The organism is Nostoc sp., from assembly GCF_036916735.1.
Lineage (GTDB): Bacteria > Cyanobacteriota > Cyanobacteriia > Cyanobacteriales > Nostocaceae > Nostoc.
This window is the reverse complement of record NZ_JBALFV010000030.1, coordinates 16213-41610: the sequence shown is the minus strand read 5'-3', so window position 1 is coordinate 41610 and position 25398 is coordinate 16213. Positions and strand designations below refer to the sequence as shown.

21 protein-coding genes are annotated in these 25398 nt (G+C 41.3%); 7 read left to right on the top strand and 14 right to left on the bottom strand.

Annotated features, from left to right (window positions below; genetic code table 11):
• Positions 1–288: hypothetical protein (locus tag V7L20_RS07610; RefSeq protein ID WP_334743488.1), on the top strand; the 288-nt coding region annotated here is incomplete at its 5' end.
• A 206-nt stretch (positions 289–494) separates the two neighbouring features.
• Here the strand turns inward: V7L20_RS07610 and V7L20_RS07605 are convergent.
• The 4 genes from V7L20_RS07605 to V7L20_RS07590 form a co-directional block, all read right to left on the bottom strand.
• Positions 495–1049, bottom strand: a complete 555-nt coding sequence (locus tag V7L20_RS07605) for a DUF3124 domain-containing protein (protein ID WP_334743487.1) — start codon at positions 1047–1049, stop codon at positions 495–497.
• Positions 1050–1115: 66 nt separating this feature from the next.
• The gene (locus V7L20_RS07600) at positions 1116–1793 is read right to left on the bottom strand and encodes a potassium channel family protein (protein WP_334743486.1); all 678 of its coding nucleotides are present in this window, start codon (positions 1791–1793) and stop codon (positions 1116–1118) included.
• A 547-nt stretch (positions 1794–2340) separates the two neighbouring features.
• Positions 2341–6819: a translation initiation factor IF-2 N-terminal domain-containing protein gene (locus V7L20_RS07595; RefSeq protein WP_334743485.1), complete on the bottom strand. Its 4479-nt coding sequence runs from the start codon at positions 6817–6819 to the stop codon at positions 2341–2343.
• A 195-nt stretch (positions 6820–7014) separates the two neighbouring features.
• On the bottom strand, positions 7015–7932 hold the full coding sequence (locus V7L20_RS07590) for a histone deacetylase family protein (RefSeq protein ID WP_334743484.1): 918 nt from the start codon (positions 7930–7932) through the stop codon (positions 7015–7017).
• Between the two features lie 111 nt (positions 7933–8043).
• Here V7L20_RS07590 and V7L20_RS07585 point away from each other — a divergent pair, with 111 nt between their 5' ends.
• Positions 8044–9081 (top strand): mechanosensitive ion channel family protein, encoded by a 1038-nt coding sequence (locus V7L20_RS07585; RefSeq protein ID WP_334743483.1) that lies wholly within the window; start codon positions 8044–8046, stop codon positions 9079–9081.
• Positions 9082–9087: 6 nt separating this feature from the next.
• Here V7L20_RS07585 and V7L20_RS07580 read toward each other — a convergent pair whose 3' ends face one another.
• The 6 genes from V7L20_RS07580 to V7L20_RS07555 form a co-directional block, all read right to left on the bottom strand.
• Positions 9088–9942 carry a metal ABC transporter permease gene (locus tag V7L20_RS07580; protein WP_334743482.1) on the bottom strand — a complete coding sequence of 285 codons (855 nt, stop codon included), beginning with the start codon at positions 9940–9942 and terminating at the stop codon, positions 9088–9090.
• Positions 9927–10193 carry a hypothetical protein gene (locus tag V7L20_RS07575; RefSeq protein WP_334743481.1) on the bottom strand — a complete coding sequence of 89 codons (267 nt, stop codon included), beginning with the start codon at positions 10191–10193 and terminating at the stop codon, positions 9927–9929. The genes V7L20_RS07580 and V7L20_RS07575 overlap by 16 nt, the downstream gene beginning before the upstream one ends.
• A gap of 29 nt (positions 10194–10222) precedes the next feature.
• On the bottom strand, positions 10223–11020 hold the full coding sequence (locus V7L20_RS07570; protein WP_334743480.1) for an SDR family oxidoreductase: 798 nt from the start codon (positions 11018–11020) through the stop codon (positions 10223–10225).
• Positions 11021–11240: 220 nt separating this feature from the next.
• Positions 11241–12059, bottom strand: a complete 819-nt coding sequence (locus V7L20_RS07565; RefSeq protein ID WP_334743479.1) for a metal ABC transporter ATP-binding protein — start codon at positions 12057–12059, stop codon at positions 11241–11243.
• A gap of 310 nt (positions 12060–12369) precedes the next feature.
• Positions 12370–13425 carry a metal ABC transporter substrate-binding protein gene (locus tag V7L20_RS07560; RefSeq protein ID WP_334743478.1) on the bottom strand — a complete coding sequence of 352 codons (1056 nt, stop codon included), beginning with the start codon at positions 13423–13425 and terminating at the stop codon, positions 12370–12372.
• Positions 13426–13696: 271 nt separating this feature from the next.
• Positions 13697–14476 (bottom strand): MBL fold metallo-hydrolase, encoded by a 780-nt coding sequence (locus tag V7L20_RS07555; RefSeq protein WP_334743477.1) that lies wholly within the window; start codon positions 14474–14476, stop codon positions 13697–13699.
• Positions 14477–14838: 362 nt separating this feature from the next.
• On the opposite strand from V7L20_RS07555, the gene V7L20_RS07550 reads away from it, so the two are divergent.
• Both V7L20_RS07550 and V7L20_RS07545 read left to right on the top strand, forming a co-directional pair.
• Positions 14839–15732, top strand: a complete 894-nt coding sequence (locus V7L20_RS07550) for an alpha/beta fold hydrolase (RefSeq protein ID WP_334743476.1) — start codon at positions 14839–14841, stop codon at positions 15730–15732.
• A 432-nt stretch (positions 15733–16164) separates the two neighbouring features.
• Positions 16165–17220, top strand: coding sequence for a serine/threonine protein kinase (locus tag V7L20_RS07545; protein WP_334743475.1), 1056 nt, complete (start codon positions 16165–16167; stop codon positions 17218–17220).
• An 88-nt stretch (positions 17221–17308) separates the two neighbouring features.
• Here V7L20_RS07545 and rimM read toward each other — a convergent pair whose 3' ends face one another.
• Positions 17309–18043: a ribosome maturation factor RimM gene (rimM, locus tag V7L20_RS07540; protein ID WP_334743474.1), complete on the bottom strand. Its 735-nt coding sequence runs from the start codon at positions 18041–18043 to the stop codon at positions 17309–17311.
• A 14-nt stretch (positions 18044–18057) separates the two neighbouring features.
• Complete coding sequence (locus tag V7L20_RS07535; protein ID WP_334743473.1) at positions 18058–19341, bottom strand: valine--pyruvate transaminase; 1284 nt, start codon at positions 19339–19341, stop codon at positions 18058–18060.
• Positions 19342–19624: 283 nt separating this feature from the next.
• Between V7L20_RS07535 and V7L20_RS07530 the strand changes: the two genes are divergently transcribed.
• The 3 genes from V7L20_RS07530 (at position 19625) to V7L20_RS07520 (ending at position 21313) form a co-directional block, all read left to right on the top strand.
• Positions 19625–20734, top strand: coding sequence for an S-(hydroxymethyl)glutathione dehydrogenase/class III alcohol dehydrogenase (locus V7L20_RS07530; protein ID WP_334743489.1), 1110 nt, complete (start codon positions 19625–19627; stop codon positions 20732–20734).
• Between the two features lie 175 nt (positions 20735–20909).
• Entirely contained in the window at positions 20910–21131 is a 222-nt protein-coding gene (locus V7L20_RS07525; protein ID WP_334743472.1) for a DUF29 domain-containing protein, read from the top strand.
• Entirely contained in the window at positions 21128–21313 is a 186-nt protein-coding gene (locus V7L20_RS07520) for a DUF29 family protein (RefSeq protein ID WP_334743471.1), read from the top strand. Before V7L20_RS07525 ends, V7L20_RS07520 begins: the two co-directional genes overlap by 4 nt.
• A 136-nt stretch (positions 21314–21449) precedes the next feature.
• On the opposite strand, the gene V7L20_RS07515 is transcribed toward V7L20_RS07520, so the two are convergent.
• Together V7L20_RS07515 and V7L20_RS07510 are read right to left on the bottom strand one after the other, a co-directional pair.
• On the bottom strand, positions 21450–23123 hold the full coding sequence (locus tag V7L20_RS07515) for a hybrid sensor histidine kinase/response regulator (RefSeq protein ID WP_334743470.1): 1674 nt from the start codon (positions 23121–23123) through the stop codon (positions 21450–21452).
• Between the two features lie 282 nt (positions 23124–23405).
• Positions 23406–25325, bottom strand: a complete 1920-nt coding sequence (locus V7L20_RS07510) for a GTPase family protein (RefSeq protein ID WP_334743469.1) — start codon at positions 25323–25325, stop codon at positions 23406–23408.
• Positions 25326–25398 lie beyond the last annotated feature (73 nt).

The window sequence follows — 25398 nt, the reverse complement described above, 5'->3', positions numbered from 1 at the left end:
CTGAGCTTCGTGAGTGAACCTTTGAGCTTCGTTGATGAATCTCTGAGCTTCGTGAGTGAACCTTTGAGCTTCGTTGATGAATCTCTGAGCTTCGTTGATGAACCTCTGAGCTTCGTGAGTGAACCTTTGAGCTTCGTTGATGAATCTCTGAGCTTCGTGAGTGAACCTTTGAGCTTCGTTGATGAACCTCTGAGCTTCGTGAGTGAACCTTTGAGCTTCGTGAGTGAACCTTTGAGCTTCGTTGATGAATCTCTGAGCTTCGTGAGTGAACCTTTGAGCTTTGGCTAATTAGGATCTGTTGCCTCCAGCAAGAGATTGAGTCAGAGACTCAATGAATGCATTCCCATGCAAAGCTTAGGAACGAGGAATTAACTGAATTACGAATTATGAATTACGAATTACGAATTACGTTAACGTCTTGCAAAGCGAGTCTGCGTACTCTTACAGAGAAGTAAGCTACGCTTTTAGCCTCTCGTAGAGAGCGTGATTACGAATTATTTTAAAGGCGATCGCTTATCGTTATTTTGACTTTTAATTACTCTACCAGGACTGATAAAAGAAATTCCTTGTTGAAAGTCAGTACCAATCATGACTGCTTCCACTATCGGTTCGGATATTTCTGTTTGGGCTACCCACTCGACAATGAAGTTTGCGCCTAAACCTCCACTGGTATCATTTCTATTGATAAAAAAATCTGTAGAAGCTAGGGCATCAAGTTGAATAGGGCGCTCCAAATACTGTTTAACTAGTTTCCCTTCTGAGTTATAGTAGCGCACAGAAGTAATAATAATCGGATTGGTCAAATCTGTATTCCGAATACTAAGCGTAACTGCTAACTCAAAAATCTCTTGGCGATTGTGATGATAAATATGAGAGTAGACCGGAACATAAAGAGTTTGACTGTTTGCTATCTTAAAATTATTATCCAGCGTCACTGTTTTTTGCAATGGGGTTGCTGGAATGGCATCGGGTTGTGACTTAGGTGTTGATTCACAAGATGCCAGAATAATAACAGCGATCGCTAAATAAATATATCGATACGGCTTCATCAAAACTCACCAATTTTTTTATGTGTAGCTAACCCTACCTAATAAACAGTTAGGTAGGAACTGCGCTCAACATCTTTGTTCAATAAAATCAATGACTTGATGTAAACATCCTGGTTTAGTCACAATCAGCACAGTTGAATGAGGTTCCAGTATTGTACTACCGTTAGGAATCATCAAATCTTCGTGGGGATGGGATTGATAGCCAATAATTAGCGAACCAGTCGGAAATTGGGTATCTTGAGCAATTTCAGCAACGCTACGACCAGCAACATAGCAATTGTTGGGGATGGAAAGTTTCAGAACCTCAATTTGTCCCTGCTCAAAATGCATCATTGATTCTACTTGTGGATACTCAATGGCGTTCACCATTGTTGAAACTGATAGTTCAACAGTACTGATAACATGATTAGCTCCAGCTATCCGCAGTGGTTCGGCAAAGTCGGGGTGACGCATCCGACTCAAAATATGGGGAACACCGTAGTGTTTAGCAAGAGTTACCATTGCCAAGTTTAAGGCATCATTTCTCAGAACAGCTGCCAAGGAACCGGCTTTGCGAATCCCCGCTTCTAACAATACTTCTGTACTTACAGCACTGCCTTCAAAAGCCATTGCTCCTACTTGTTCACGGGCATAGCGGCAAGCGATAGGGTCAATGTCAATTAGGGCAACAGTATGTCCCAGTTCTACCAGTTTTTGCGCCAAACTTAAGCCCACTAAGCCGGCTCCACCAATTAGTACGTACATGTATGTTCTTGATGCTCTCTTCAACTTCCTATTCCACTTTACAAGTTAGCAAAGGAATGAAAGTCTGCGTTGGTAACAATAAAATCTCCTTTGGATTGTACAGTGTTCCCGTTAAAATTCTAGGTAAAGGGGACTCTTTACTGGGGATTAGGGATTAGGTGTCAAGTCAAAAATTATGGTGGTTGCTTATTACCCACCATTAAATTTTCAAAAACTTTTTTCCAGTACTCAGTACCAAGTATTGAGTCCCAGAGCGGCGTCAACCCCTTCCCTACGGAACGCACTCGCGTTCGGGGAAGTCAAAAGTTATGTTTTGAATTCTCTTCAAGTCAGTCCTTTAAACAAAAGGGGTGATTTTTTTATGGGTGTAGCTATCGCTGTTGGGGTCATAAAAGTCTCTAGTCTGTTTCTAAATGAGAAATAATCAGTTTTGGAGGGCAGTTTGTTAATTGTAACTGTCTTTATAGGAGCTTAAAAATTACTTTTTTCAACACTTTTATATTTTTTGTTTCTCGTTTAAGCCTTTAATTAACAACAAAATAAATTTTCAAATTATTCGAGAAATATCAACGAAACCTCCATGACAACTAACAATATTTGATACTTCAGAATACATACTTCCGACTTTACCTGATTGATGAGTAAACAAATTATGACAACCCACAATTATCAAGAGTTCTTGAGCGCGAGAAAATGCAACATTTACCCGTTCTGGTTTCTTCGCAAATCCCACATCTCCTTTGCTATTGTTGCGAACCATACTTACAATTACAACAGGTCTTTCCATTCCTTGAAATCGGTCTACTGTACCAGTACGAATTTCTAGTGAAGGAAAAAGTTCAGATTGCAGACGTTCATCAATTTTTATTAATTGAGCGCCATAAAATGTAATTACGGCAATTTCTTTTTTTGGTTCACCATTAACAACTTTAGAAGCCCAACTAGTCTCGAACTGCTGACACAGACGTTCAATCGCATCAATTTCTTGAGTATTGAAGTAAGAAGTTCCGTTTCTTTGCTCTAAAAACTGATTCTCTATAGGTGTTTTTACCCAAATAAGATGCTGAGATTCTTGGATGATTTCGCCTGCTAGATGATGTGCACGTTTTGTATCCGGCTCCAAAATACCAGATTCGAGTTTACCATTATAAAACTGATTAATTGCTCCCATAATAAATGGGTGCATTCGATATTGTGTAGTTAGCATTTGTTTGATGCTTTCATTAGCAGATTCAAACTGACTTTTAAACAGTGATTCTTCTAAAAATTGTAGTTCATCTCGTGTGTTGCCAATTGTTTGAGCAACTTCTTCTAAAGTGCTAGTATCAAGCATAGGTGGTAATTGCCGATGATCGCCTACCATAACTAACTTTTTACCTTTCAATGCTGGGATTAATAACTCTGGTGGAGTACACTTACTAACTTCATCAATAATGACGACATCAAAAGATTTGAATTCTTCAGAAAAACCTCTATTTGCAGCCTGAACACAGGTAATACCAACGACATTAGCATTATCTAAATAAATACGCCTTAAGTCGTCGCGGTCGCCTTCCGTTGGCTCTCTTAATTTTCTTATCCAATCTTGTACAAAATTCTGATATTTATTCAGATAAATTTCATCTTTTTGAAGTTGTTGCTGCCAAAAGTCAAACTGAGTATTGATTTTGCGTAAAAACTCTATACTAAACAAGTCATTTTGAGAATTTTCTGGTTTAAATTTATCAGGTATAGTTTGCCATTCTCTCAACCACCAGTTTCGTTCTTCTATTAAATATTTTGATGGTTTTGGTTGTGATTTTTGTTCTATTTCGCGTAAATTTATTTGCAATTTTTGAATTTGTTTTAAAGAATTTTCTGTTTCTTTTTTTAGCTTTAATAAATGCTCATTTAGAGAATAGTTAATTGTATCTAGCACAGCAAAAGGTTCTAATAATGAGATTAAGGTTTCAAGCTGAGTGATGCAAGTTTTCCAATAATTAACTTGATTTATAAACTCTTGGGGTTGCTCCCAAATATTTGATTGTGTTGCCAAGTATTTTTCAACTACAGTACGTAGTTGAGCAGGTATATTTGTTTGTTGATTAAGTTCTTGCAATATATTAATCACCTGTCCAAGTTGGAAGTTAGCATTCTGCTGTGCTTTTTCTACCTCAGCTTGAATAATAGATATTTGCTGTTGGCTAAGTTCATTTTTCTGAAGTTCATTTAGTTGTCGTTGCAGCGACTGAAGTTGTTGGTCGGTTTCTGTTTTGACTTTTAAAACGCATTGACGCGCATTTGCAAGAATAGTATCTAGCAATTCTTGTGTAATGCGGGTGAGAGTAGAATCGATATTATTCCACTCCCATGATGCAGCATAAGTCCGTTGCATTCTAATTAAAAAAACCTGGGTATTCTCAATCAATAATTTTCGCTGTTTGGGGTTGAGTAACTGATAATTATTGAACTGTTGATAAGTTTCTTGCCATTGGGTGCGAGCGCTCTTTGATAGCACCATTGGAATTTGACTAAAATTTTGTTGTAAAAAATAACTAAAATTATGCTGTTTACCCCGTCTATCAGTGAAATTGCCATCTATTTCATAAGCGATCGCCTTTGCTAATACTTCCCATTCTGGTAGGTTAATTTTGTAATCTATTGGTACTATTGGTAATTTCAAGGTATTCGCAAACATCAACAACCCTAGCGGCAAGTCAACTAAATTCTCTGTTAGTGGTAAACCTGATTGCTGACAATCTTTCAAAGTTTGATAAAGATGAGAAGGCGCTGTAGATTTCCATTCCTTAACTGCTGAGATAATATAATCTATTTCGCGTTTACGGTTTTCCCATATCTGGATTGTTTGCTGTAAGTTTTGCAGTTTGGTAAGATATTTCTGATAATCTGGTTGTAGCTGATTTAATGAGGCGAAATTTTGTTGGACAATCTGTACTGATGCTGCAACTTCTGATATAGCTTGACTTGCATTTTGAGCATAAGTCAAAGCAGTTTTAAATCCAGAAATTTCTATTGCTACAGTTTCACGCAACCAAACGGCTAAACCAAAAGCACCAAGCGCCGGACGCACAAAGCCAATTTCATCAGTATATTTGATGGTTTGACGAACATTTGCTAAAAAGTCTTCTACTAAACTGTTACCTTCTGTGTATGGCTTAAGAAGTGGCAAAAAATCTGTAACTTCTGAAGCTTCCCAGTTAATATTTGGTGCAGTATTTAATACATTTTCTAATTTTGTGATTAGTAATTCAACCTCATTCTGTTTTTCTATAGTTGCGTTGTAATATTTTTCTTTATTTTGAAAGTTTATCTCTATTTTTAACTTATTTTGATTAAATTTAGTTTGTTCCTGATTAACTTTTTCCTCTGCTTGGAAGTAGGCTGTAAATCTTTGTGATAATGCCAGTAATTGAGTTAAATTTTTAATATTTTCCAGCCGTTGAGTCAGATTATTTTCGCAGTCATTTGCAGTATTTTCTAGCCATGTGCCAATCACTTGGTCTTCTAAAAATGGCTGTCCTTCTTCCCCAACTTTTTCGGCTTTCCCCTTGCGTACAGCACGAATCACAGGGTTGTGAACTAATCTACTTAGGGCGTTATCTACTGCTAAATTAGCTTGAGATGCAATTAGAGTTCGTCCACCGCGAAGCGCAATTTGATAGCAAATCTCGGCAATTACGGTAGTTTTTCCAGTACCTGGTGGCCCTTGGATAAGAACAAGATCCTTAGCAGCAAGTACCTTTTCTACTGCTGCTTTCTGGCCAGGATTAGCAGAAGATAATAACAAATCTTGTGGTTGGAGTTCGATAGTTGTTTTGATTTGTCTAGCCTGGGAAGCATCGAATAAAAAGTTACCCAAATATGGATTTTGGGTGTAACCATTATTCAAATCATCCAAAGCTTTTTTCTTACGCTGAATCTGCTGAATATCACCAACTGCTTCAAAACACAAAAATCCTGTATCTGGCAACTTATAACGCTCTGTTGCCATGAATTCAGCTAAGTCACGTTCTAGCCTGAGATTAATAATACAACGGTTGGGGTTAACTTCCTCAACAGTCCCTAATTGACGACCGCTAATCCAATTTTTGCCAACGGGAGCAGTTTCAAAAAGCTTTAAATCTTCGTTTTTTGTACGTCTTGCTCGCTCCCAAAAGTTTTCTACTTCGAGGGAATTTTGATAAAAGCCGTCAAGAGTGGCTGAGGCTACATCAATTTCAAAACTGATTCGTCTTTTAAAATTATAGTTGTGACTTACATAACGCACGCAAAATTGACGTGCTTTCGCAATTTTTTCCTCAATCTGCAAAAATGCTTTCCAAGCTTTAAGCTGATCTTCTGTAGGCACATTTTCGCCACAAACTGGCGCGGCTGCTATGCGTTTCAATGTTGCGGGTGGAATGTCGAGATGATGCTGATGATTAGCTAGCAAACGTAAGCAACAAGGTAGAGCATAGCTATCAGCCTGTCCCCGTGAGGGTTGTAACAACTGAGCCGATAGTATTTTTATACCGTCGCGTCCATCTTTTGGTACAGCCGCTCTAAATCCTAATGTTTTTCTCAGCTTCTCAAGTCTTGCGGGTAATGGAAAATCATTGGAGTCTGTTGCTATTGTTAAATCCCAAATTTCTTCTCTTGCTTCTTTCCCCGCACCTTTGCGACGCACATAAAATAGAGAAGGCTTTTTACCGACACATTCCAACATTAACTGATTGGCGCGATCGCGTCGCTCTCTAAATTCGGGATATGATTTCAGGACGCTTTCACCTTCAAGATGGCGGATAAAGCTATCAACTGCTGAAGCTATAAACATATAGCCCCAATCTTCAGAGTTTGTTTTATTTTTCGAGGATTTTGTTATTAGTTTATTTGCTACTGAACGAATGCGTTCTGCATCAAATTCTGAGATGGTGCTGGTATGACCTTTGACTACAATGTTGAGTTTGTTACAAATTACTAATAGCTTCTTGCTATCCAAATTCAATTCTTTTGCTAGTTCGTAAATTCTGAGTTTGCCGTTGTTCATCCAGTACTACCTTTGCCGACAAAATAGGGTTTAATAAACGCAGAGGGGCGTAGAGGTAAGCGCAGAGGAGCGCAAAGTTTATTTTAATCCTATTCGCTACAAATTAAAGGTAATACTCTGCGTACCTTTGCGTTTACTTTGCGTTCCTCTGCATTTAAAAACTTTACGATTTTGGTAGTATTTCCTATTAACTAACTATAGTTTGTACTGCTGGTAAACTTCAGTAGCGGCGCGATGTAGCAGAGAGTGTCGCCAAACTAAAGATTTCATATCATCAGCGTAACCGCCGCCAATAACGCAGGCGACAGGATAACCGCTACTCATACAGGTACTTAAAACCTGCATTTCCCGGCGGAAAATGCCAGCATCTGTAAGGGCTAATTTGCCTAAGCGATCGCCTATATGAGGATCTACACCAGCATCATAAAATACTAAATCTGGCTTGACTTTAGACAATAAATCTCCTAGATAATTTGCCAAGGTTTGTAAATAAGGGTCATCTTCCATTCCCACCGGCAAAGGAACATCCAAATCGCTGTTTTGTTTAGTACCGGGAAAATTGACTTCGCAGTGCATGGAAAAAGTAAAAACGCTGTCGTCGTCTTGGAAGATAAAAGCCGTGCCATCTCCTTGATGTACATCCAAATCGACAATCAGGATTTTTTGGACAAGTCCGAATTTTTGTAAAACGCGACAGGCGATCGCTATATCGTTGAAAATACAAAAACCAGATCCATAAGTAGGAAAAGCATGATGAGTTCCACCAGCCGTATTACAAGCTAAACCTTGACTTAATGCTAATTTTGCAGTGAGTATTGTACCACCTACAGCTACACAGGTACGATTTGCTAATGCCGGACTCCAAGGCAAACCAATACGTCGCTGTGCTTTGGCATCTAAGGTTCCTTCACAGTAAGCTTTAACGTAATTTGGAGTGTGGACAAACTCTATCAATTCTAAGGGAGGACGTTCGGGGGTATGAAATTGTTCTTGATTAGCTATACCATCAGTTAACAGCAATTCGTAGAGTTGTCGGAACTTAGACATCGGGAAGCGATGTCCTTCAGGCAGGGGAGCAATGTAATCTGGGTGGTAAATAATTGGCAAGTCCATAGTCCAGAAAATCTCAAGCAGGTAATCCGACAAATAACAAGGTAAAATTTAGCCATAATCGCAGCAACAGTGCTGTTATCCTAAATGTAAAACTCAAAATTTAAAATTTATATGATGGAATGGATTACGCCGATAGCATTTATTCTAGCTGGCTTCGTGGCTGGAATAGTCGGTGAAAAAGTTATCTTTAAAAAACTGGAAACATTCGTTACTAATAAACGAATTGCCGGGAGTAAAATTATATTTCGCTCTTTGCACCGGATGACTTTTCTTTGGTTTGTGATCGCCGGTTTTTTTTGGGCAGTTCTAAGCGCCCCCCTCAAGCCAGATATTGCAATCGTACTGCAAAAAATTCTGACGATCGCATTGCTGTTTTCCGTAACCCTAGTCTTAGCCAGATTGACTGCTGGTTTTGTTAATTTATTTATTCGCAAAGCCGAAGGTGTTCCCACTTCACTAATTTCTAACCTTGCTAAGGCTACTGTTTTCGTTTTAGGAACATTAATTGTATTGCAAACAGTAGGTATTGAAATTACACCGATAATCACAACTTTAGGTGTTGGTGGTATAGCAGTTGGTTTGGCACTTCAAGACACACTAGCCAATTTATTTTCTGGTTTTTACTTAATTATTTCTAAGCAAGTTAGAACTGGAGACTATGTGAAACTAGATGCTGGTCATGAAGGATATGTTACAGATATTTCTTGGCGGAATACGACGATTAAAGAAATTTCCAATAATGTGGTCATTGTTCCCAACTCTAAGTTGTCTTCTGCGATTTTCACAAATTATCATTTACCAGCAAAGGAAATTACTTTAACAATGGATGTGGGTGTCAGTTATAATAGCGATTTGGAACAAGTTGAAAAAGTGACTGTAGAAGTTGCCAAAGAAGTCATGCAAGAAATTGCACCGGACTTAAAAGAAAATGAACCATATATTAGATTTCATACTTTTAATGATTTTAGTATAGATTTTACGCTTTATATGCGGGTAAGTGAATATTTCGATCAGCGTATGGGTAAACATCTTTTTGTTAAGAAATTACACAAACGTTATCAGCAAACAGGAATTCAAATTCCTTTTCCCATCAGAGAGGTTTATGTGCCAAATAATGTAAATAAAAATTCGGCATTAAATTCAGACTAACTCTTGTTAAGGCAGGTGTTTTATCGGGAGGGGAGGCAAACGGCGTTTATATCGTCCTTGCAGGTTCTTGGTGAACAGCACGCAAGCAAATATAGCAGTTGAAAGTAGTACTACACTTGCTCCAGAAGCAATGTCGAGGTAGTAGCTGAGGTAGATACCCACAAACGAAATCGCAACTCCTAAAATCCCAGAAAGAATCATTACATAACCAAAGCGATCGCTCACTAATCGGGCAATTGATGCCGGAATCACCACTGCTGAAATAATTAGAGTCACTCCCAATACATTCAGTGTCGCCACTAGTAAAGTTGCCAACATCAAAGCAAATAAAGTATCCATTACAAAAACGGGTACGCCATGAACCTGAGCAACTTCCCGATCAAAACACCAAAATAGCAACGGGCGATAAAACAAGAAAACGAGGCTGAGTAAGACAATCGTTACACCAGTCACCACCCACAAATCATTAGGGGAAACCCCCAACACATTACCAAACAAAGCAGCTTCAAAGTTTTGGCTAAATTTGCGATAGCTACTTATTACAGCTACTCCTAAAGCAAAGCTAGCAGTTGTTACAATCCCAATAGCTGCATCCGAGTAAATTTTCCGTCCGGTCAAATATTGAATCAGCAGGGCAGCTGCAAAACCCCAAATCCCAGAGCCAATGTAGAAATTCAAGCCCAGTACATAACTCAGTACAGCTCCTCCCAAAATCGCATGAGATAAACCGTGGGCAATGTAACTCATTCTCCGAGTTGTAATGTAAACTCCCATAATCCCGCATAATAGCCCCGCCATCATGCCTACTAAAATGGCACGGCTAAAAAAGTCGTAGCGAAAGGGAGCTAGTAAAAAATCCATATTTTTATTAATAAAGGCAAAAGACAGAGGGCAGGAGGCAGTAAGTACTCACGCGCAACTGCGTGGGATTGAGATGCTCCACGGAGGCGATCGCTGGTAAGAGGAAAATTATGGTGAGGCAAAAGCTCATCGGTAATGCAAGCGATGTCTACGATGGTCACTGAGCTTGTCGTACCCCTACGGGGAAGCAAGCTAGCAAGAGCGTCTCGTAGAGAAGTGCGGGCTACGCCTACGCATTTTTCATTACCCATAACAATTTTTGCTAAGTGTTTACAAAGCATCAGGTAGCTACATAACCGCCATCTATAACCAAAGACTGACCAGTTATGTACGAAGCTGCTTCTGAACATAAGAAAAGAACAGTTGAAGCAATTTCTTCAGCTTTCCCCATTCGTCCCATTGGAATCATTGTTGTCAATTGTTGACTTGCGGTTTTAGGATCACCCATTTTCTCTGTCATACGGCTTATCAAATCTGTATCGATGATGCCTGGATTAACAGCATTAATACGGATACCTGATTGGGCATAATCAAGGGCTGCTGACTTTGTTAGCCCCATAACAGCGTGTTTGCTTGCATGGTAAGGCCCAATACGGGGGAAGGCGATTAGTCCACCCATTGAGGAGTTGTTGACAATTACGCCTTCACCTTGACGAAGCATTTGGATAATTTCATACTTCATGCAGAGGAATAATCCTCTTATATTGATTGATATAAGTTGATCGAACTGTTCAATTGATTGTTCGTGGAGAGGAGCGTTTCCACCGTCAATTCCAGCATTGTTAAATGCATAATCTAAGCGACCGTAAGTTTCTACCGTCTTGCTGACAAGTGCTTCTACGTCTGATTCTTGGGCGACATCTGTTTTGACAAACACAGCTTCACTTCCAGCTTGTTTAATCTGACTCACGGTTTCTTCGCCTTCAAAGTCACGACGAGCCGCAACGACAACTTTTGCGCCTGCTTTACCAAAGGCGATCGCCGTCGCCCGACCGATTCCAGAACTTCCACCTGTAATAATTGCAACTTTGCCTTCAAATTGACCTGCCATAATTTCTCCTGATAAGCTAATAATCATTTAAAATGCATCCCCGGTCACATTCAGCAGCAGAGGGCTTGGTGGTCGTTCTGATAGTTCGATACCTGCGTACAGAGGACAAGAGACATATTCTATATAAATTTGTGCTTTTGTCAATGCGTAAGTCCTATGGGGGATGATGAAAAATAAAACGGGGGACTTCTTTCCTCTCGCCTCCTGCCTTTTTTTATAAAAGCAAGCTGATATGGCTTAGTGACAATTATCTTGCACGCAATACTTCCGGCAAGTTGTCTTGCATTTGATGGCGTAGAGATGTACCACCGCTAGCAATTAAGATTCGGTCTTGTTGGTGGAAAACTACCATTTCTCCACCAAAAGTCTGCTGAAGATTTGCAGGAGTGAAGATATCGATAGGTTGACCTTGGCAAATTAAACCGTGGTTGAAACACACTACCCAAGGTAAATGAGTCGCCACTGAATTAAGGTCATGGGTGGAGAGAATAATTGTTAAGCCCTGTTGATTCAAATCAGCCAATAGGTGCAATAGTTCGTGTTGAACGTGCAAGTCTGAACTGCTGGTGGGTTCATCTAGAAGAACAATTTCCGGCTCTCCTACTAAAGCACGGGCAATAAAAACCCTTTGCTGTTGACCACCAGATAGATTACCAATGGGTTGATGGGCAACATGGGCAACCCCAACGCGCTCTAGGAGTTCTCTGGCAACTTGGCGATCGCGCCGTGAAGACCAAGGCAACATCTTTTGTTTTTGGTAACGCCCCATCATCACCACTTCCAATGCCGTAACTGGAAAAGTCCAATCCACCGTTTCCACCTGTGGCACATAACCCACCAAAGGCGGTGCTACTCCTGGCTTTAAGCGCCTTCCTCGAAACAAAATCTCTCCAGTCCAAGGACGAACCAGCCCTAAAATAGCTCTGATTAAAGTGCTTTTACCACTACCAGAAGGCCCCACCAAACCAGTAAGTTGACCTGGATAAAGCGTCAGATTGAGATCGGTAAACACTGGCTGGTTTTGATAACCACAGGTTAAATTTATCACTTCAACTATTGGTTGCATATACAGCAGATTTCAGTTATTGAGGTATATAAACTAAGTACATTGCGTAAAAACGTAGTGTTGTTAATGCAAGGGGATGCATTGGCATTGCAAGAGGACGCATTGGCACTGCAAGGTGATACATTGGCATTGCAAGGGGACGCATTAGCATTGCAAAGGGATGCATTAGCATTGCAAGAGGACGTATTGGCATTGCAGGGTATTGCCAAATTTAATTTGCTACAAATTAATAAAATGCTGTACTCAGTCTCTTGCACTAGATATCAAACGTGTTTTATTCCTGAGTTCTACTGTATTTATTTTGTTGATCCTACTTGGTTGCTGTTGGTCCAACAACATTTCCAGTGTTCAAGTTCTTTACTAAATCAGGGTTTCCTCCTAAATTAGAAGCGATAATCCGCATGTTGTTAGCCATCATGCCAATATAAGTATGCTCAGGATTAGTATTTTCTATTGCATTGGCTGAACCTTTGCCTGGTAACTCATCATCGGCAGTGTTGGCTGTTTTTACCTTCGCTTCACGAGCAATTTGTTCTTCTACCTTGCTGGGGTAAACCTCAGAACCAAAAATTGCTGGAACGCCTATTTTCCGAATTTGGTCAATTAGCTTGGCGACATCTTGAGCGGATGGTTCCTTGAAATCTGAAGGTTGAATAGCACCAATTACTTGAAAACCATACTGTCTGGCCCAATACGCCCAAGAATCGTGGTAGGTCAAAAGTTTACGGTTTTTGGCGGGAATACTGGCGACGATTTCTTGTGTTGCTTTGTCTAGAGCATCCAGACGTTGTAAATAATTTTTGAGATTAGTAGCGTAGTAGTCTTTGCCAGCAGGATCTAAGGTGGTTAACTGTTGGGCGGCTAGTTTGGCGTAATTCTCAGCATACTTGGGGTTTACCCACAGATGAGGATTGGGATCACCCTTTTCTTTAGGAAAGCTGAAGTCGAAAAGCCATTGGTCTTTGGTAATGGTATTACTGCCTAGTTCAAAAATTTTAGTTTCTTTGGGCTTCGAGGCTTTAGCTAGTTTTTCTGTTGGCGATTCTAAATGCAACCCATTGGCGATGATCAAATTAGCTTTGGATAGCAAATCGGCATCGCTGGGACGAGGCTCAAAGGTATGGGAGTCGGTTCCTTCGGGAATAATCCCCTTAACTTCTAAGCGATCGCCTGCAATGTTACTTACAATATTCGTCAAAGGAGCAACTGTCGTTACAACTAAAAGCTTATTCTGTGTCTTTTGCTCTCCTGCTTGAACCGGAGTGCTGGTTACTTCGGGATTAGAAGACACCGTTTTATCCTGAGAGGGACTGCAAGCTACTACCATGAAGCTCAGTACAAATAGCAATCCAAAAAGGGTCTTCATTAGATTCAAGCCTTCTAAATTAAAGAATCAATCTTTGATTAGACCTTTTCCCATTATTAAAATGCAATGCCCCCTCCGGGTATTTTCGGTTGATTTTTAGATTTTTTTACCTAATATCCTACTTAAGTGAGATTGGGAAAGTCGAGGGTATAGCAATTATCGACATTGCTGAATTGAAGGATGAATTGTTTTTTGCATCTTTGCGCCTACCCTACGGATTGCCGTAAGAGTAGTTGCTGCGCGTTGATACGTGAGCTGTTCACATTTTGATTTAGATTGCTAATGCTCGTTTTTCTAATGATAGTTCAAAGCGATCGCCTGGTTTTGGCTCAAGTACGTGTGTCGAAAGATTGTTTTTCTCAAGTAACAAACGAAATTCCTCAGCAGTTCCTTTAGTCTGAATCAATTTCATCAGCAATCCCTCAAACGCCACATCACCACCAGCCGCAGTAGATAATATTACTTGAGGTTGTAACGACTTTACTACTTCTAAAGCACTATTTTGCCCTTTAATAATCGACCCAAGCAAAGGCAATGTCATATCAATAAACGGTGTAATCACTACATCTATGGGTGCAGCTTGCTTAAGTTCTGGGGAATGATACCCGTGAGGCTCGTAGTATACAGTTAAACCACTTTCCAATTCTTTGAGGAGATAACTATTTTCTACCAGAGTGGGGCCAATGGGAGAGCCGGGAAAAGCCTTAATTTCAACTTGATTATTTAAAGTGAAAGTTTCACCATGAGCTAATACTGTAACTTGGGTATAACCTAACTGCTGTACAACCTTGGCAGCATTGACAGAAGCTACAACCTTGATGTTGCGATCCAGCAGCTTGAGCGTTGGTGGATGAGCATGGTCTTCTAAACCTTGAGATAGCAGGATCAGATCAATATTATCTGGGATTGGGCGATTTTGCGATCGCGAACCTTTAAATAACCAATCCAAATTGCTGAAAATTAACGAACCAACTAACCAAGGGTCAATTAGTATTCGTTTTTGGCCGATTTCCACCAGCCAAGAGTTACTGTCTAACCAAGTTAAGAACATAAAATTTAATGAAGATAACGCCTATCTTCATTATCAATGGTGTCAGCTTTATTGCAGGCATTGAAGTTACTACTGCGTTCTTACCACAAAGTAATCATCATTTCAAATGTAGCAATTTTTACCTATCATTTCCAATAAACCGTTTCGCCTCATCCAACAATAAACTAAGAGTACTGGCAATGTGTTCTACACTCAAGCCTAACTCCAATAATCTAGGTATTGCATCCTGTCGCGCTTGTTTTGGTTATAGGGCAAAGACTTTAACTCAACTCGGACTGGTTGAAATAATAGCATTTTGTTCAGACTTGATTTTAGGTCAGAGAACATTAATATATTTAAGAAACACTTTATTAATATTCATAATGACTGTAACTACACAGCCGCTTGCAACCCCAGACGCCTTTGAAAAATTCTTTTGGACTTGGCAGGGCTACAAAATTCAGTATACTGTCATGGGTATAGGACGCCCTTTGGTACTAGTTCACGGCTTTGGTGCTTCTATAGGACACTGGCGCAAAAATATCCCAGTTTTAGCTAATGCTGGCTACCAGGTATTTGCCATAGACCTTTTAGGTTTTGGCGGTTCCGATAAAGCGCCGATTGATTACAGTGTGGAAGTTTGGGTAGAACTACTGAAAGATTTCTGCACAGCACATATAAACGAACCTGCTGTATTTATTGGCAACTCCATCGGCGCACTTTTGAGCTTGATTGTACTGGTAGAACATCCAGAAATTGCTGCTGGTGGTATTTTAATTAACTCTGCGGGTGGCTTGAGTCATCGTCCCCACGAACTGAACCCGCCGCTACGGATGGTGATGGCAACTTTTAATCAGTTTGTGCGATCGCCAATTACAGGTAAATTGGTCTTTAACCGCATTCGTCAAAAAGCTCAAATTCGCCGTACCCTCTACCAAGTTTACAAAAACCGTGAAGCCGTCACCGATGAATTAGTCGATTTACTTTATACTCCCTCTTGCGACCAAGGAGCGCAACAAGTTTTCGCCTCCATTCTCACCGCTCCCCCTGGCCCAAGTCCAGAGGAACTTTTGCCCAAAGTAGAACGTCCTCTATTAGTAATTTGGGGTGCTGACGATCCTTGGACACCAATTACTGGAGCAAAGATTTACGAAAAGGCGCGTGAGAATGGCAAAGAAATCAAAATTGTTCCCATTCCCAATGCCGGTCATTGTCCCCACGATGAAGTTCCAGATGTTGTTAATGCCCAGATTGTCGATTGGCTAGCGCAAAGTTAAGAATTTCGCGCTAAGACGCAAATGCAAACACACTTTCTACCGATGCGTCTTGTGCCATGCAGGCTATAAATGGGGCTAACAATCTGGGTCAGACAATTTTGGATTTTAGATTTTAGATTTTAGATTGACTATTAGTAAGCTACTTGCTCTGCTTGGGGAGACATCCTGTTGGGTGGGTTTCCCGGCTTGAAAGAAGTAGCGTGAGATTGCAAGACCGTAGTGGCTGATGAATGCAGGGTTGCTATATCAAGAATTTTTCATTTTGAATCTTCAAGCCAAAATCGTTTGACTGAGCGTACCTTTACGGGGAAGCAAGCTACGCGTAGCGTCTAGTAGAGAAGTCGGAGTCCAAAATTTAAAATCTAAAATTCGGTGAGTGGGTCTTAATCTTTCTAATTGCACCTTGACAGAATCAAACTCGTATGGTTTGTAATGGAGCTTGATGTGCGTAATAGACATAAAGGCGCGATTTCCTTAAATCACCATCCAGATTTTTCCAAACAAGGCTATCAAGTTATTAGCGAACTAGGACGCAACCGAGAAGGGGGACGCATTACTTACTTGGCTAATGTCCTCAACTCTAAGCAACAGGTGGTGATTAAAGAATTTTGTTTTGCTCGTGTGGATGCTGATTTGTCAGGTGTGAAGGCATATCAGCGTGAAATCGAAATCTTGCAGCGACTAAATCATTCTCGCATCCCTCGCTATATAGATTCTTTTGAAATACCAGGGGCTTTTTATCTGGTTCAGGAATATAAAAATGCCCCATCTTTAAGCGTAACGAGCAACTTTAATCCAGAAGAAATAAAGCAAATTGCTTTGTCAATTTTAGAGATTTTGGTTTATCTACAAAAGCAAATTCCGCCAATTATTCATCGTGATATTAAGCCAGAGAATATTTTGGTTGATGAACAACTAAATGCTTATTTGGTTGATTTTGGTTTGGCTAGGATACAGGGTGCAAAAGTAGCTCTGAGTAGCTTGATAGCAGGAACCCCAGGTTTTATGCCACCAGAGGAACAGTTTGGTCATTCTCTGACTGAGGCATCAGATTTATATAGCTTAGGAGCAACGCTGATTTGCTTACTTACTAATACCCGTTGTGTTGAAATTGGGAAATTAATTGATGATAACTATCGCTTTAATTTTCAGCAATTAGTTCCTCAAATCAGTCCGCGTTTTCGGTCGTGGTTGATGAAAATGGTGGAACGCAATCGGAAACGTCGCTATGCTAATGCAGCTATTGCTTTAAAAGCACTTGGGCTAATTGAGGTTGTTGGTAGTGTCACTAAGATAGATAATTTAATCAGGATAATACTTAGAAAACGAGCTACTTTGTTGGGACTAGCTACTGTTGTTACACTAGCTGCAATGGAGGCAACTTTGATCAGTTGTCAGCCGGGTTATACGGTTAGGCAATTACTAGAAGCTACAGAATGTCAAAATTTTAATTTAAACGCAAGTTGCCAACAAAAAACCGGAGATTAAGATTAATTAGGTTGCCTCTGGCTAAGAATTACAACGGTTTCCAATTAAATTGTTTTTCAGCTTAACTATAAGCAGCTTAAAGAATGACCTAATTATTAATTTCCAATAACCCAGGCGGTGGCGTGATTTCAATGCGATTAGATTTCAAGTCTACTACTGGTGCGATCGCTTCCACAAATGGAATCAAAACAGTCTTTTGTCCTCTCTTACAAAGTTCTGATCCGAGGAAACTTCCGCTCAGACTTTGCGCTTTATCATTTGTCATTTGTTGTTTGTCAGTACCAAAAGATGGGTGCAACTTGACTTCTAACAAATCATTGCCAGCCGGGATAATGTCTACCACCGTACCAACGAGTTCGCCAGATGCTTGCATGAAGACTTCCAAGCCAATCAAATCGAGGACATGATATTCACCTTCGCCTAATTGGGGGCGATCGCTTGCTAGCACCATTAACTTACAACCGCGCAATGCCTCGGCCTGATCGCAATTTTCCACGCCAGCTAATTTGATTACATACAAGTTTTTGTTACTAATGTAACGTCCTGTCAATAATTCGATTGGTTGAGGTTCTGTGTCACCTGAACATAACAACCAACGTTTTCCTGCCACCTCAAATCTTTCGGGGAAGTCAGATACAGGATAAACCCGTAATTCTCCAGACAATCCTTGAGGGGCAACAATCTTACCAATTTCTAGCCAATTATCGAGATTGGGGACTGGGGATTGGGGATTGGACTTTTTTGATTTTTCTCTTCCTCCTCTGCTCCTGTGCGCCTCTGCGCCTCTGCTCCCTATCTCTTTGTTTGCTTGTTCGTGTTTCATTTCTATTTTCTGTACTAGGCACTCACAGGCGCACGCTTATAAGCTTCTTCAGCTACTTTTGCTAAACGTTGCATAGCAGTGGTGATCTCCTCATCGCTACCGGTGAGGCTGATGCGGAAGCATTGGTGTTTGTGGGCCCACTCTTGCTCTAAACCGGGGAAGAAGCTACTTCCTGGGACAATAATCACACCTACTTGCTTAACTTGCTGATAAAATTTCCAATCACTTATGGGTAGATCCTGTAACCACAACCAAGCAAAAATTGCTCCTTCACCGCGATGGAGAAACCAAGGTAAATCCTTGGGCATCGCTTGTTCTAGGCTGGTTTCTAAAACGGTAAACTTATTTTGGTAAAAGGGACGGATGACAGTGTAAGAAATTTCCACTAAAGCGCCAGAGTTGATTGCAATAGCTGCGATCGCTTGGCCATAACGTGAAGAATGGAGACCAATATTTGCTTGAAAACACTCCAGCACTTCAATCCACTTTTTATCTCCAATGGCAATACCAACTCTTTCTCCTGGTAATCCCGCTTTTGATAAACTCATGCAGTGTAAGATGTTATCACCAAACACTGGTGTCATTTCAGTAAAATTCAATGCCGGAAAGGGAGGCGCATAAGCTGAGTCAATTAACACGGGTAGATTGTAAGGCGCAGCCAGGGCAGCAATCTTTTTTACCTCATCCTCACTGAGGACATTACCAGTGGGATTACAAGGGCGAGAGAAGAGGATACAACCCGTATTTTCTGTAATCGACAGTTGGCTGAAGTCGGGGCGATATTTAAATCGGTGAGCGGCTTCATCAATATCGAGAGTCGGTTTGTAAGCAGTTAAGGCTTTTGGAACTAAGGAGAGGCCGCCGTAACCTGTGTAGTCAGGGCTGAGGGGCAAAACGATTTGTTTTAACTCGCCACTAGGGGTATAGCCACCATAGCTATTCACAGCGTAGAAGTAGAGGGTTTGACTACCAGGGGTGATGAGGATATTGCGTTCGCTTAAGTTTAACCCGTAGCGTTTGTTAAAATCGTTAGCGATCGCTTCGACTAATGGTGCATAGCCCTGACTTGAGCCGTAGCGACAAACTACCTCACCATATTCTGGGCTAGCCAAAAGCTGTGCAGTACAATCCCGCCATAATTGTTCTACCTCTGGCAAAATCAACGGATTACCAGCACTCAAATTAATAAACTGCTGCCCTGCACCCGCTCGTAATGTTTCGATAATATCCTTCATGATTGCTCTGACGCCAGTCAGGTTGGACATTTGAGCGCCAATTTGAGTTAGGGCAGGGTTCATAAGCTGTGACAAAATGTATTAATCGAGGGTGGACAAATTATTTGGGGGTTGCTGCTGACATCCAGTTTACATCGTTGCCAAAACAGCTGTTGCCGCTTTTAACCAATCTAGCTAAAGAATGATATTTTAACAAAGTAATATTTATAGTTATAGCGGCGATCATGCTTGGTAAATACGATGAAGTGATACAAAAGTGTATCATGCGTTCAATATAGTGAAAGAATCCCCATGCTTTATTCAGCACTGAGGATAACTTTAAATAACTATATTAGGAGGGCTGATGTTGCAAGTTAAAGCAGCAGTAGCTTACAGCGCAGGTAAGCCGTTGACAATTGAAACCGTTCAACTATCAGGCCCACAAGCCGCCGAAGTGTTAGTTGAGGTGAAAGCTACCGGAGTTTGCCATACCGACGCCTTTACTCTATCTGGTGACGATCCCGAAGGTTTATTTCCGGCAATTTTGGGACATGAAGGCGCTGGTGTGGTAGTGGAGGTAGGCGCTGGTGTCACCAGTCTCAAACCAGGAGATCATGTAATTCCTCTATATACTCCCGAATGTCGCCAGTGCGAATATTGTTTGAGTTTCAAAACGAATCTTTGTCAAGCCATTCGCTTAACTCAAGGACGCGGTGTTATGCCCGATGGTACTAGCCGCTTTAGCATTGATGGGCAAATGATTCATCATTATATGGGTACATCCACTTTTGCCAACTATACAGTGTTGCCAGAAATCGCTCTGGCAAAAATTCGGGAAGATGCGCCATTTGATAAGGTTTGTTACATTGGCTGTGGTGTGACTACTGGTGTTGGTGCAGTCATCAATACTGCCAAGGTGGAACCAGGAGCAAATGTTGTGGTTTTCGGCTTGGGTGGTATTGGTTTAAATGTCATCCAAGCGGCGCGGATGGTAGGGGCAAATATGATTGTTGGGGTGGATATTAATTCCAACAAACGCGCTTTAGCAGAAAAGTTTGGCATGACGCATTTTGTCAATCCCCAGGAAGTAGAGGGTGATTTAGTTCCCTATCTGGTTGATTTAACAAAAGGCGGTGCTGATTACAGTTTTGAATGTATTGGTAATGTCAAAATTATGCGTCAAGCATTAGAATGCTGCCATAAAGGTTGGGGCGTTAGTGTGATTATTGGGGTTGCTGGTGCTGGACAAGAAATCAGCACTCGTCCTTTTCAATTAGTAACTGGGCGCGTTTGGAAAGGTTCAGCATTCGGTGGCGCTAAAGGACGTACAGATGTGCCAAAAATTGTTGATTGGTATATGGAAGGTAAGATAAATATTGATGATTTAATTACCCATGTAATGCCCATTAAGCAAATTAATGATGCTTTTGAGTTGATGCACAAAGGAGAATCAATTCGGAGTGTGATGATTTTTTAATTCATAATACTTCGGCTACGCTCAGTACAAGTTCGTAATTCGTAATTTTTGCCTGATACTTACGCAGACAGTCATGTTTAAAATAAGGTTTAAATCTCTACTTTAAACATAATTATGAGTTATGAATTTTAAATTATCTAGACACTACAAAGCCTGAAAAACAACAAAAAAGCTGATGCAAAACTTCTATGAAGCAGACTTCTACAGTTGGACTCAACAACAGGCCAACCTTTTGCGTCATCACCAATGGAACCAGCTTGACCTGCCCAATTTAATTGAGGAAATTGAATCTTTGGGAAGAAAGGAACGCCAAGAATTGAGAAATCGTCTGAGTGTGTTAATTGGACATTTACTTAAATGGGAATATCAACCAAAGCAACGCGGTCGTAGTTGGTGAGCCAGCGCGTTGCAGGGGTTCCCCCCGTTGTAGCGACTGGCGAACCCGAAGGGTTAGCAACAATTAGAGTACAACGACGAGAAATTCTCAATTTGTTGAGCGAAAATCTTAGTCTGAAACCTTACATTGAAGAAGCACTCCAGGAATCATATCAAAATGGTAGGGATTTAGCATCAGGATAAACAAATCTGCTACTCTCAACTTTTCCCAAGCAATGTTTATATGCTTTTGAGGAAATTCTGAGCGATCGCTTTTATTCGGGTGAGCCTGCCAGAGATGATTTAATCGGATAAAAGCGATGTTTAAAACGGGCTACGCTTACGCACTCATGAGAAAGTATTGATCAATTTCTGCCGTAAGTATTTCAAAGTCTACAGGCTTGGTCAAGTGACATTTAAAACCAGACTTAAGCGCCAGATCCCTATCCTCCTGGCCACCGTAGCCGGTGAGTGCAATCAGAATTGAGCGAGTAAATTTGGAGTCTTTACTCAGTTCCTGTGCAACAGCGAATCCATCCATTTCGGGAAGTCCGATGTCACAAATAATCACATGAGGCTCAAACTCTCTTGCAGTTTCTAACCCTGAAATTCCATTGTTGGCAATGGAAACTTCATGCCCGAAGTACTCAAGCACTGCTTTTAATGTTACGGCTGAATCCTCGTTATCTTCGATGACTAAAATCTTTAACGATTTTTTAGCCGCTTCTATAATCTCTGAGTCGTAATCCCAAGCTGTAATCTCTTCGCAAATAGGAAGAGTGACTTTGAATTCTGCTCCCAAATTAATCCCTTTACTTGAGGCTTCAACATTACCACCATGAAGTTCGACCAGACTTTTTACTACCGATAATCCCAAACCTAGCCCACCCCTGGAACGATCTAAACTGGGATCGGCTTGGGTAAACGGCTCAAATAGTTCTGGTAAGATTGTCGGGTCTATCCCTATACCTGAATCTCTTACAGATAAAACCCCTACACTGCCTGAGCCATTTTCACCTGGAATAAATGAGAGATCCACCCAGATCGTCCCATCTGGCTTGGAAAACTTTAAAGCGTTATCAAGAAGGTTCCCAAAGACTTGGAAGAACCTGGTTGGGTCAACATAAGCCCACAGAGGCTTGTTTGGTAGGTCTTGTACTACGTTAAGGTTCGATTTCTTTATTGCTTGTGCATGGTCATTGAGACTCTGGCGAACCAATTCCACCAAATTAACCTTCTCCAGGTTTAATGAAATCTTCCCATAAGTAATGGACGATACGTCAAGTAACTCCTCGATCAATTTCGAGAGGTGCTTAATCTGGTGTTGCATCATTAAAACTGTTTGTCCGACTGCACCAGTCTCGCCTAGCTTCAACTTGAGAAGCTGAACCCCGTTGGAGATGGGAGCAACAGGATTCCTCAACTCGTGAGCTAGCATCGCAATAAATTTGTCTTTCAGGGCGTTTTGGTTCGTCAGTTTCTGGAAAAGTTGAACATTGGCGATCGCAACTGCTGTTGTGTCGGTCAAAATCTCAAGCAGTTCTATCTCTTCGGGCGTGGCTAGGTGTGGTGTACTCCAGTAGGCTCCGATCGCACCTAGTGGCTCAGAAATCCGTATGGGAACCATCACTAAACTTTTGACAAAAGTTACTTTGTAAGCCTCAATCGGAATTCGAACATCCTGGTAAATGTCTTCAATCACGGCTGCTTGTTTATTAAGCATCGCCCAACCGGAAATGCAAGACTTGAGCGGAAAACGCATACCTTTCCAAAGTGGCCCGATGGCGTTTTCATCGACATAGTGGCAACATTCACCATCCCGCAATACAAAAGTTACTCCATCAGCATTAGTCAGATCACGAGCAGCTAAACGCACAATCTCAATAATTTCCTCAATAGTCCGCACACAAGCCAAATCTTTCACCACCAAAAGCAGTCTATTGTAAGACGAAATACTATACGGCTTATGTGAATTCTGTTCTTGAGAGATGGAGGTTTGTAATATATTTTTCATAAACAACTCGGAATAAAGGGGATGTCTGTGCAAAAACTTAGGTAAAGCGGATAGGTTTCAGCAGACACCTACTCTTAATCGTAATTTGAAGTTTGATGTTAAGAGTATGACCCGTTACCTACCGCATTTTTTGTTTTTTCTCGATATAGTATAAATATATTCAATATTAATAAATATCACTTCGTAAATATACTCAAGTTTTTAATTATAAGAATGAAAAATGCGTAGGTGTACCCTGTTGTAGACATTGCTTATGGACATTAATTTCTTAATGCAAACAAATTATTTGGTGATCGCCAAATAATACTCAAATCGCCGCCGGAGTTGTTCAACCGTCAAATTTTGAGTCCAGTATTCCACTAGGGCGTGACCAAAAGCCCAGGCGTTGCGATCGGGTGAAGCAGAGTTTTCCAGCAATAGCGGCCAGAGGGATAGCAATTCAAAGTTGAGCGGGTTAGGGTTACCTGTATTCAAGAGCGAGAAAAGCTCATATCCCATTTGAAGTTTGCCAATCACAATCGGTAACTGTTCCACAGGAATTTGCTCTGCCAGCATATACGCTAGGGCTGGAGATCCGGTTGAGAGTGTAGAAACAAACTGGAGGACGGGACTTTTGAGCAATGCTGTTAGTCCCTGTGTTGTGGCCATTTGGAAAGTGTAATTGTCGATGATTTTGGCAGCAGCAATGGTGCGGGCTTCGAGGTTACGCAAAAAGCGGGCGAGACGGAGTTGCTTAGTAGGTGCGATCCCATCTATTAATCCCAAGGATAGCCGCTCTACTCCCCAAGCGATTCGATTTGTTTTGCTGTCACCTGTAACCACGGGTACAACTAGATTACAAAAGTTTCCCAGCAGTTTGGCACGATACTCAGTAGCTTCTCGAATGGCAATTTCTTTTGGGCGATTGCCCCATTCCCAATCATAAGGCGGTTGCCATTCGCGGATGGGACGCAGACGATCTACTTGAGTGACGATGGCGATTGCTGGTAAATCTGCAACTTCTGCTTTCATGTCTTGCAAAAAGTCTACATCCATTTGCAGCGCAGGATCGAGGGCAGGGGTAACTAACAGAAGTAAGTCTGCGTTCATGGCATAATCAAGCACCAAATTTCGCAGCTTGGCACGGTTGACTTGTTCGTAACCAGGTGTATCCCAAAGTGTTAGGGTTTCTCCACTTTCAGTCTGCCATTGATAATTTTGAATGCGATCAGTACTGGGTAAAACGTCAACGGCTGCGAGATTCGCCTGAAATAGCGTGTTAATCAGGCTACTTTTACCTGACCCCGTGCGCCCTACCAGCAGAATATTCACGGGTTTTTGCTCAACTGCTTCAGTTGGTTCGGCTTGAGTTAGGATTTCTCGAAGGGTTTGAGTTTTTGCCTTGGGTAAAGTGGGTGTGGATACTAGGGTTGCTGAAACTGGTAATGTAGTACGTCCGTAAAGAGCGATCGCCTGCCGACATAAGTTTCTCAGGGCAGCTTCTCGAAATAACTGGCTTAAATTCCCCAACAATTGCTGAGTTGCCTGGTTACTAGAACCCTGACTGACTTGTTTTGCCACCGCCGCCACTGGATTTAAAACCCACTGTGCCCAGTTCCAAGCTTTCCAGAATTTCCGAGCCGATGGCTCCAACTTCCGGTAGACTTCATATCCTTGGTATGCTTGCCCAACCGTTACCTGATTCAGGACAGGAGATAATTTTTGCATCCACCGATCCATATCATCCACCGTTCCCCGAATCAACCCATAAGCTTGGGGGACGTATATGTTCAGTAGCGGATATTGAATTTGAGGATTGTAGATATGAGCGATCTTCACAACCAAATCCTGGCATCGCGTCCAAAAAGTTTGCCAATCTTCCCAAATCGGGCGATCGCTTTGTGCTGCTTGCAAAATCTCTTGAAGGGCGGCTTCTGCAAGCTTTGTAACATCACTTCCGACTGGTAGCCCTACTGTATCCTCTGCTGTTGATTCCAGTTCTTCTTGGACTTGGGCTAATACAGCTTCCACTTGGTTAACAGCAGGTTGAGTCCATTTGACTAATAGCCAACGCCAACCAACGAATAAAAGAGTGAATATACCCCAAATCCAATTAATACCCCACGCATGAATTTGCGAACCGGCGGACACCAGTAAGAAAATAATTATAAACGCGATCGGGATTGCTAAGACGACCCACTGCCACGGTTTTAATCGCACCATTGCCCCATACCTGCTTTGGTTAGACTGCTTATATTGCTATTGTCGATCTAAATCTTGTCGTGAGTTCTGGATT

Excerpts from the sequence above, each read along its gene's own strand:
- V7L20_RS07605 (WP_334743487.1), bottom strand. The coding sequence starts at position 1,049 with ATGAAGCCGTATCGATATATTTATTTAGCGATCGCTGTTATTATTCTG.
- V7L20_RS07600 (WP_334743486.1), bottom strand. The coding sequence starts at position 1,793 with ATGTACGTACTAATTGGTGGAGCCGGCTTAGTGGGCTTAAGTTTGGCG.
- V7L20_RS07595 (WP_334743485.1), bottom strand. The coding sequence starts at position 6,819 with ATGAACAACGGCAAACTCAGAATTTACGAACTAGCAAAAGAATTGAAT.
- V7L20_RS07590 (WP_334743484.1), bottom strand. The coding sequence starts at position 7,932 with ATGGACTTGCCAATTATTTACCACCCAGATTACATTGCTCCCCTGCCT.
- V7L20_RS07585 (WP_334743483.1), top strand. The coding sequence starts at position 8,044 with ATGATGGAATGGATTACGCCGATAGCATTTATTCTAGCTGGCTTCGTG.
- V7L20_RS07580 (WP_334743482.1), bottom strand. The coding sequence starts at position 9,942 with ATGGATTTTTTACTAGCTCCCTTTCGCTACGACTTTTTTAGCCGTGCC.
- V7L20_RS07575 (WP_334743481.1), bottom strand. The coding sequence starts at position 10,193 with ATGGGTAATGAAAAATGCGTAGGCGTAGCCCGCACTTCTCTACGAGAC.
- V7L20_RS07570 (WP_334743480.1), bottom strand. The coding sequence starts at position 11,020 with ATGATTATTAGCTTATCAGGAGAAATTATGGCAGGTCAATTTGAAGGC.
- V7L20_RS07565 (WP_334743479.1), bottom strand. The coding sequence starts at position 12,059 with ATGCAACCAATAGTTGAAGTGATAAATTTAACCTGTGGTTATCAAAAC.
- V7L20_RS07560 (WP_334743478.1), bottom strand. The coding sequence starts at position 13,425 with ATGAAGACCCTTTTTGGATTGCTATTTGTACTGAGCTTCATGGTAGTA.
- V7L20_RS07555 (WP_334743477.1), bottom strand. The coding sequence starts at position 14,476 with ATGTTCTTAACTTGGTTAGACAGTAACTCTTGGCTGGTGGAAATCGGC.
- V7L20_RS07550 (WP_334743476.1), top strand. The coding sequence starts at position 14,839 with ATGACTGTAACTACACAGCCGCTTGCAACCCCAGACGCCTTTGAAAAA.
- V7L20_RS07545 (WP_334743475.1), top strand. The coding sequence starts at position 16,165 with ATGGAGCTTGATGTGCGTAATAGACATAAAGGCGCGATTTCCTTAAAT.
- rimM (WP_334743474.1), bottom strand. The coding sequence starts at position 18,043 with ATGAAACACGAACAAGCAAACAAAGAGATAGGGAGCAGAGGCGCAGAG.
- V7L20_RS07535 (WP_334743473.1), bottom strand. The coding sequence starts at position 19,341 with ATGAACCCTGCCCTAACTCAAATTGGCGCTCAAATGTCCAACCTGACT.
- V7L20_RS07525 (WP_334743472.1), top strand. The coding sequence starts at position 20,910 with ATGCAAAACTTCTATGAAGCAGACTTCTACAGTTGGACTCAACAACAG.
- V7L20_RS07515 (WP_334743470.1), bottom strand. The coding sequence starts at position 23,123 with ATGAAAAATATATTACAAACCTCCATCTCTCAAGAACAGAATTCACAT.
- V7L20_RS07510 (WP_334743469.1), bottom strand. The coding sequence starts at position 25,325 with ATGGTGCGATTAAAACCGTGGCAGTGGGTCGTCTTAGCAATCCCGATC.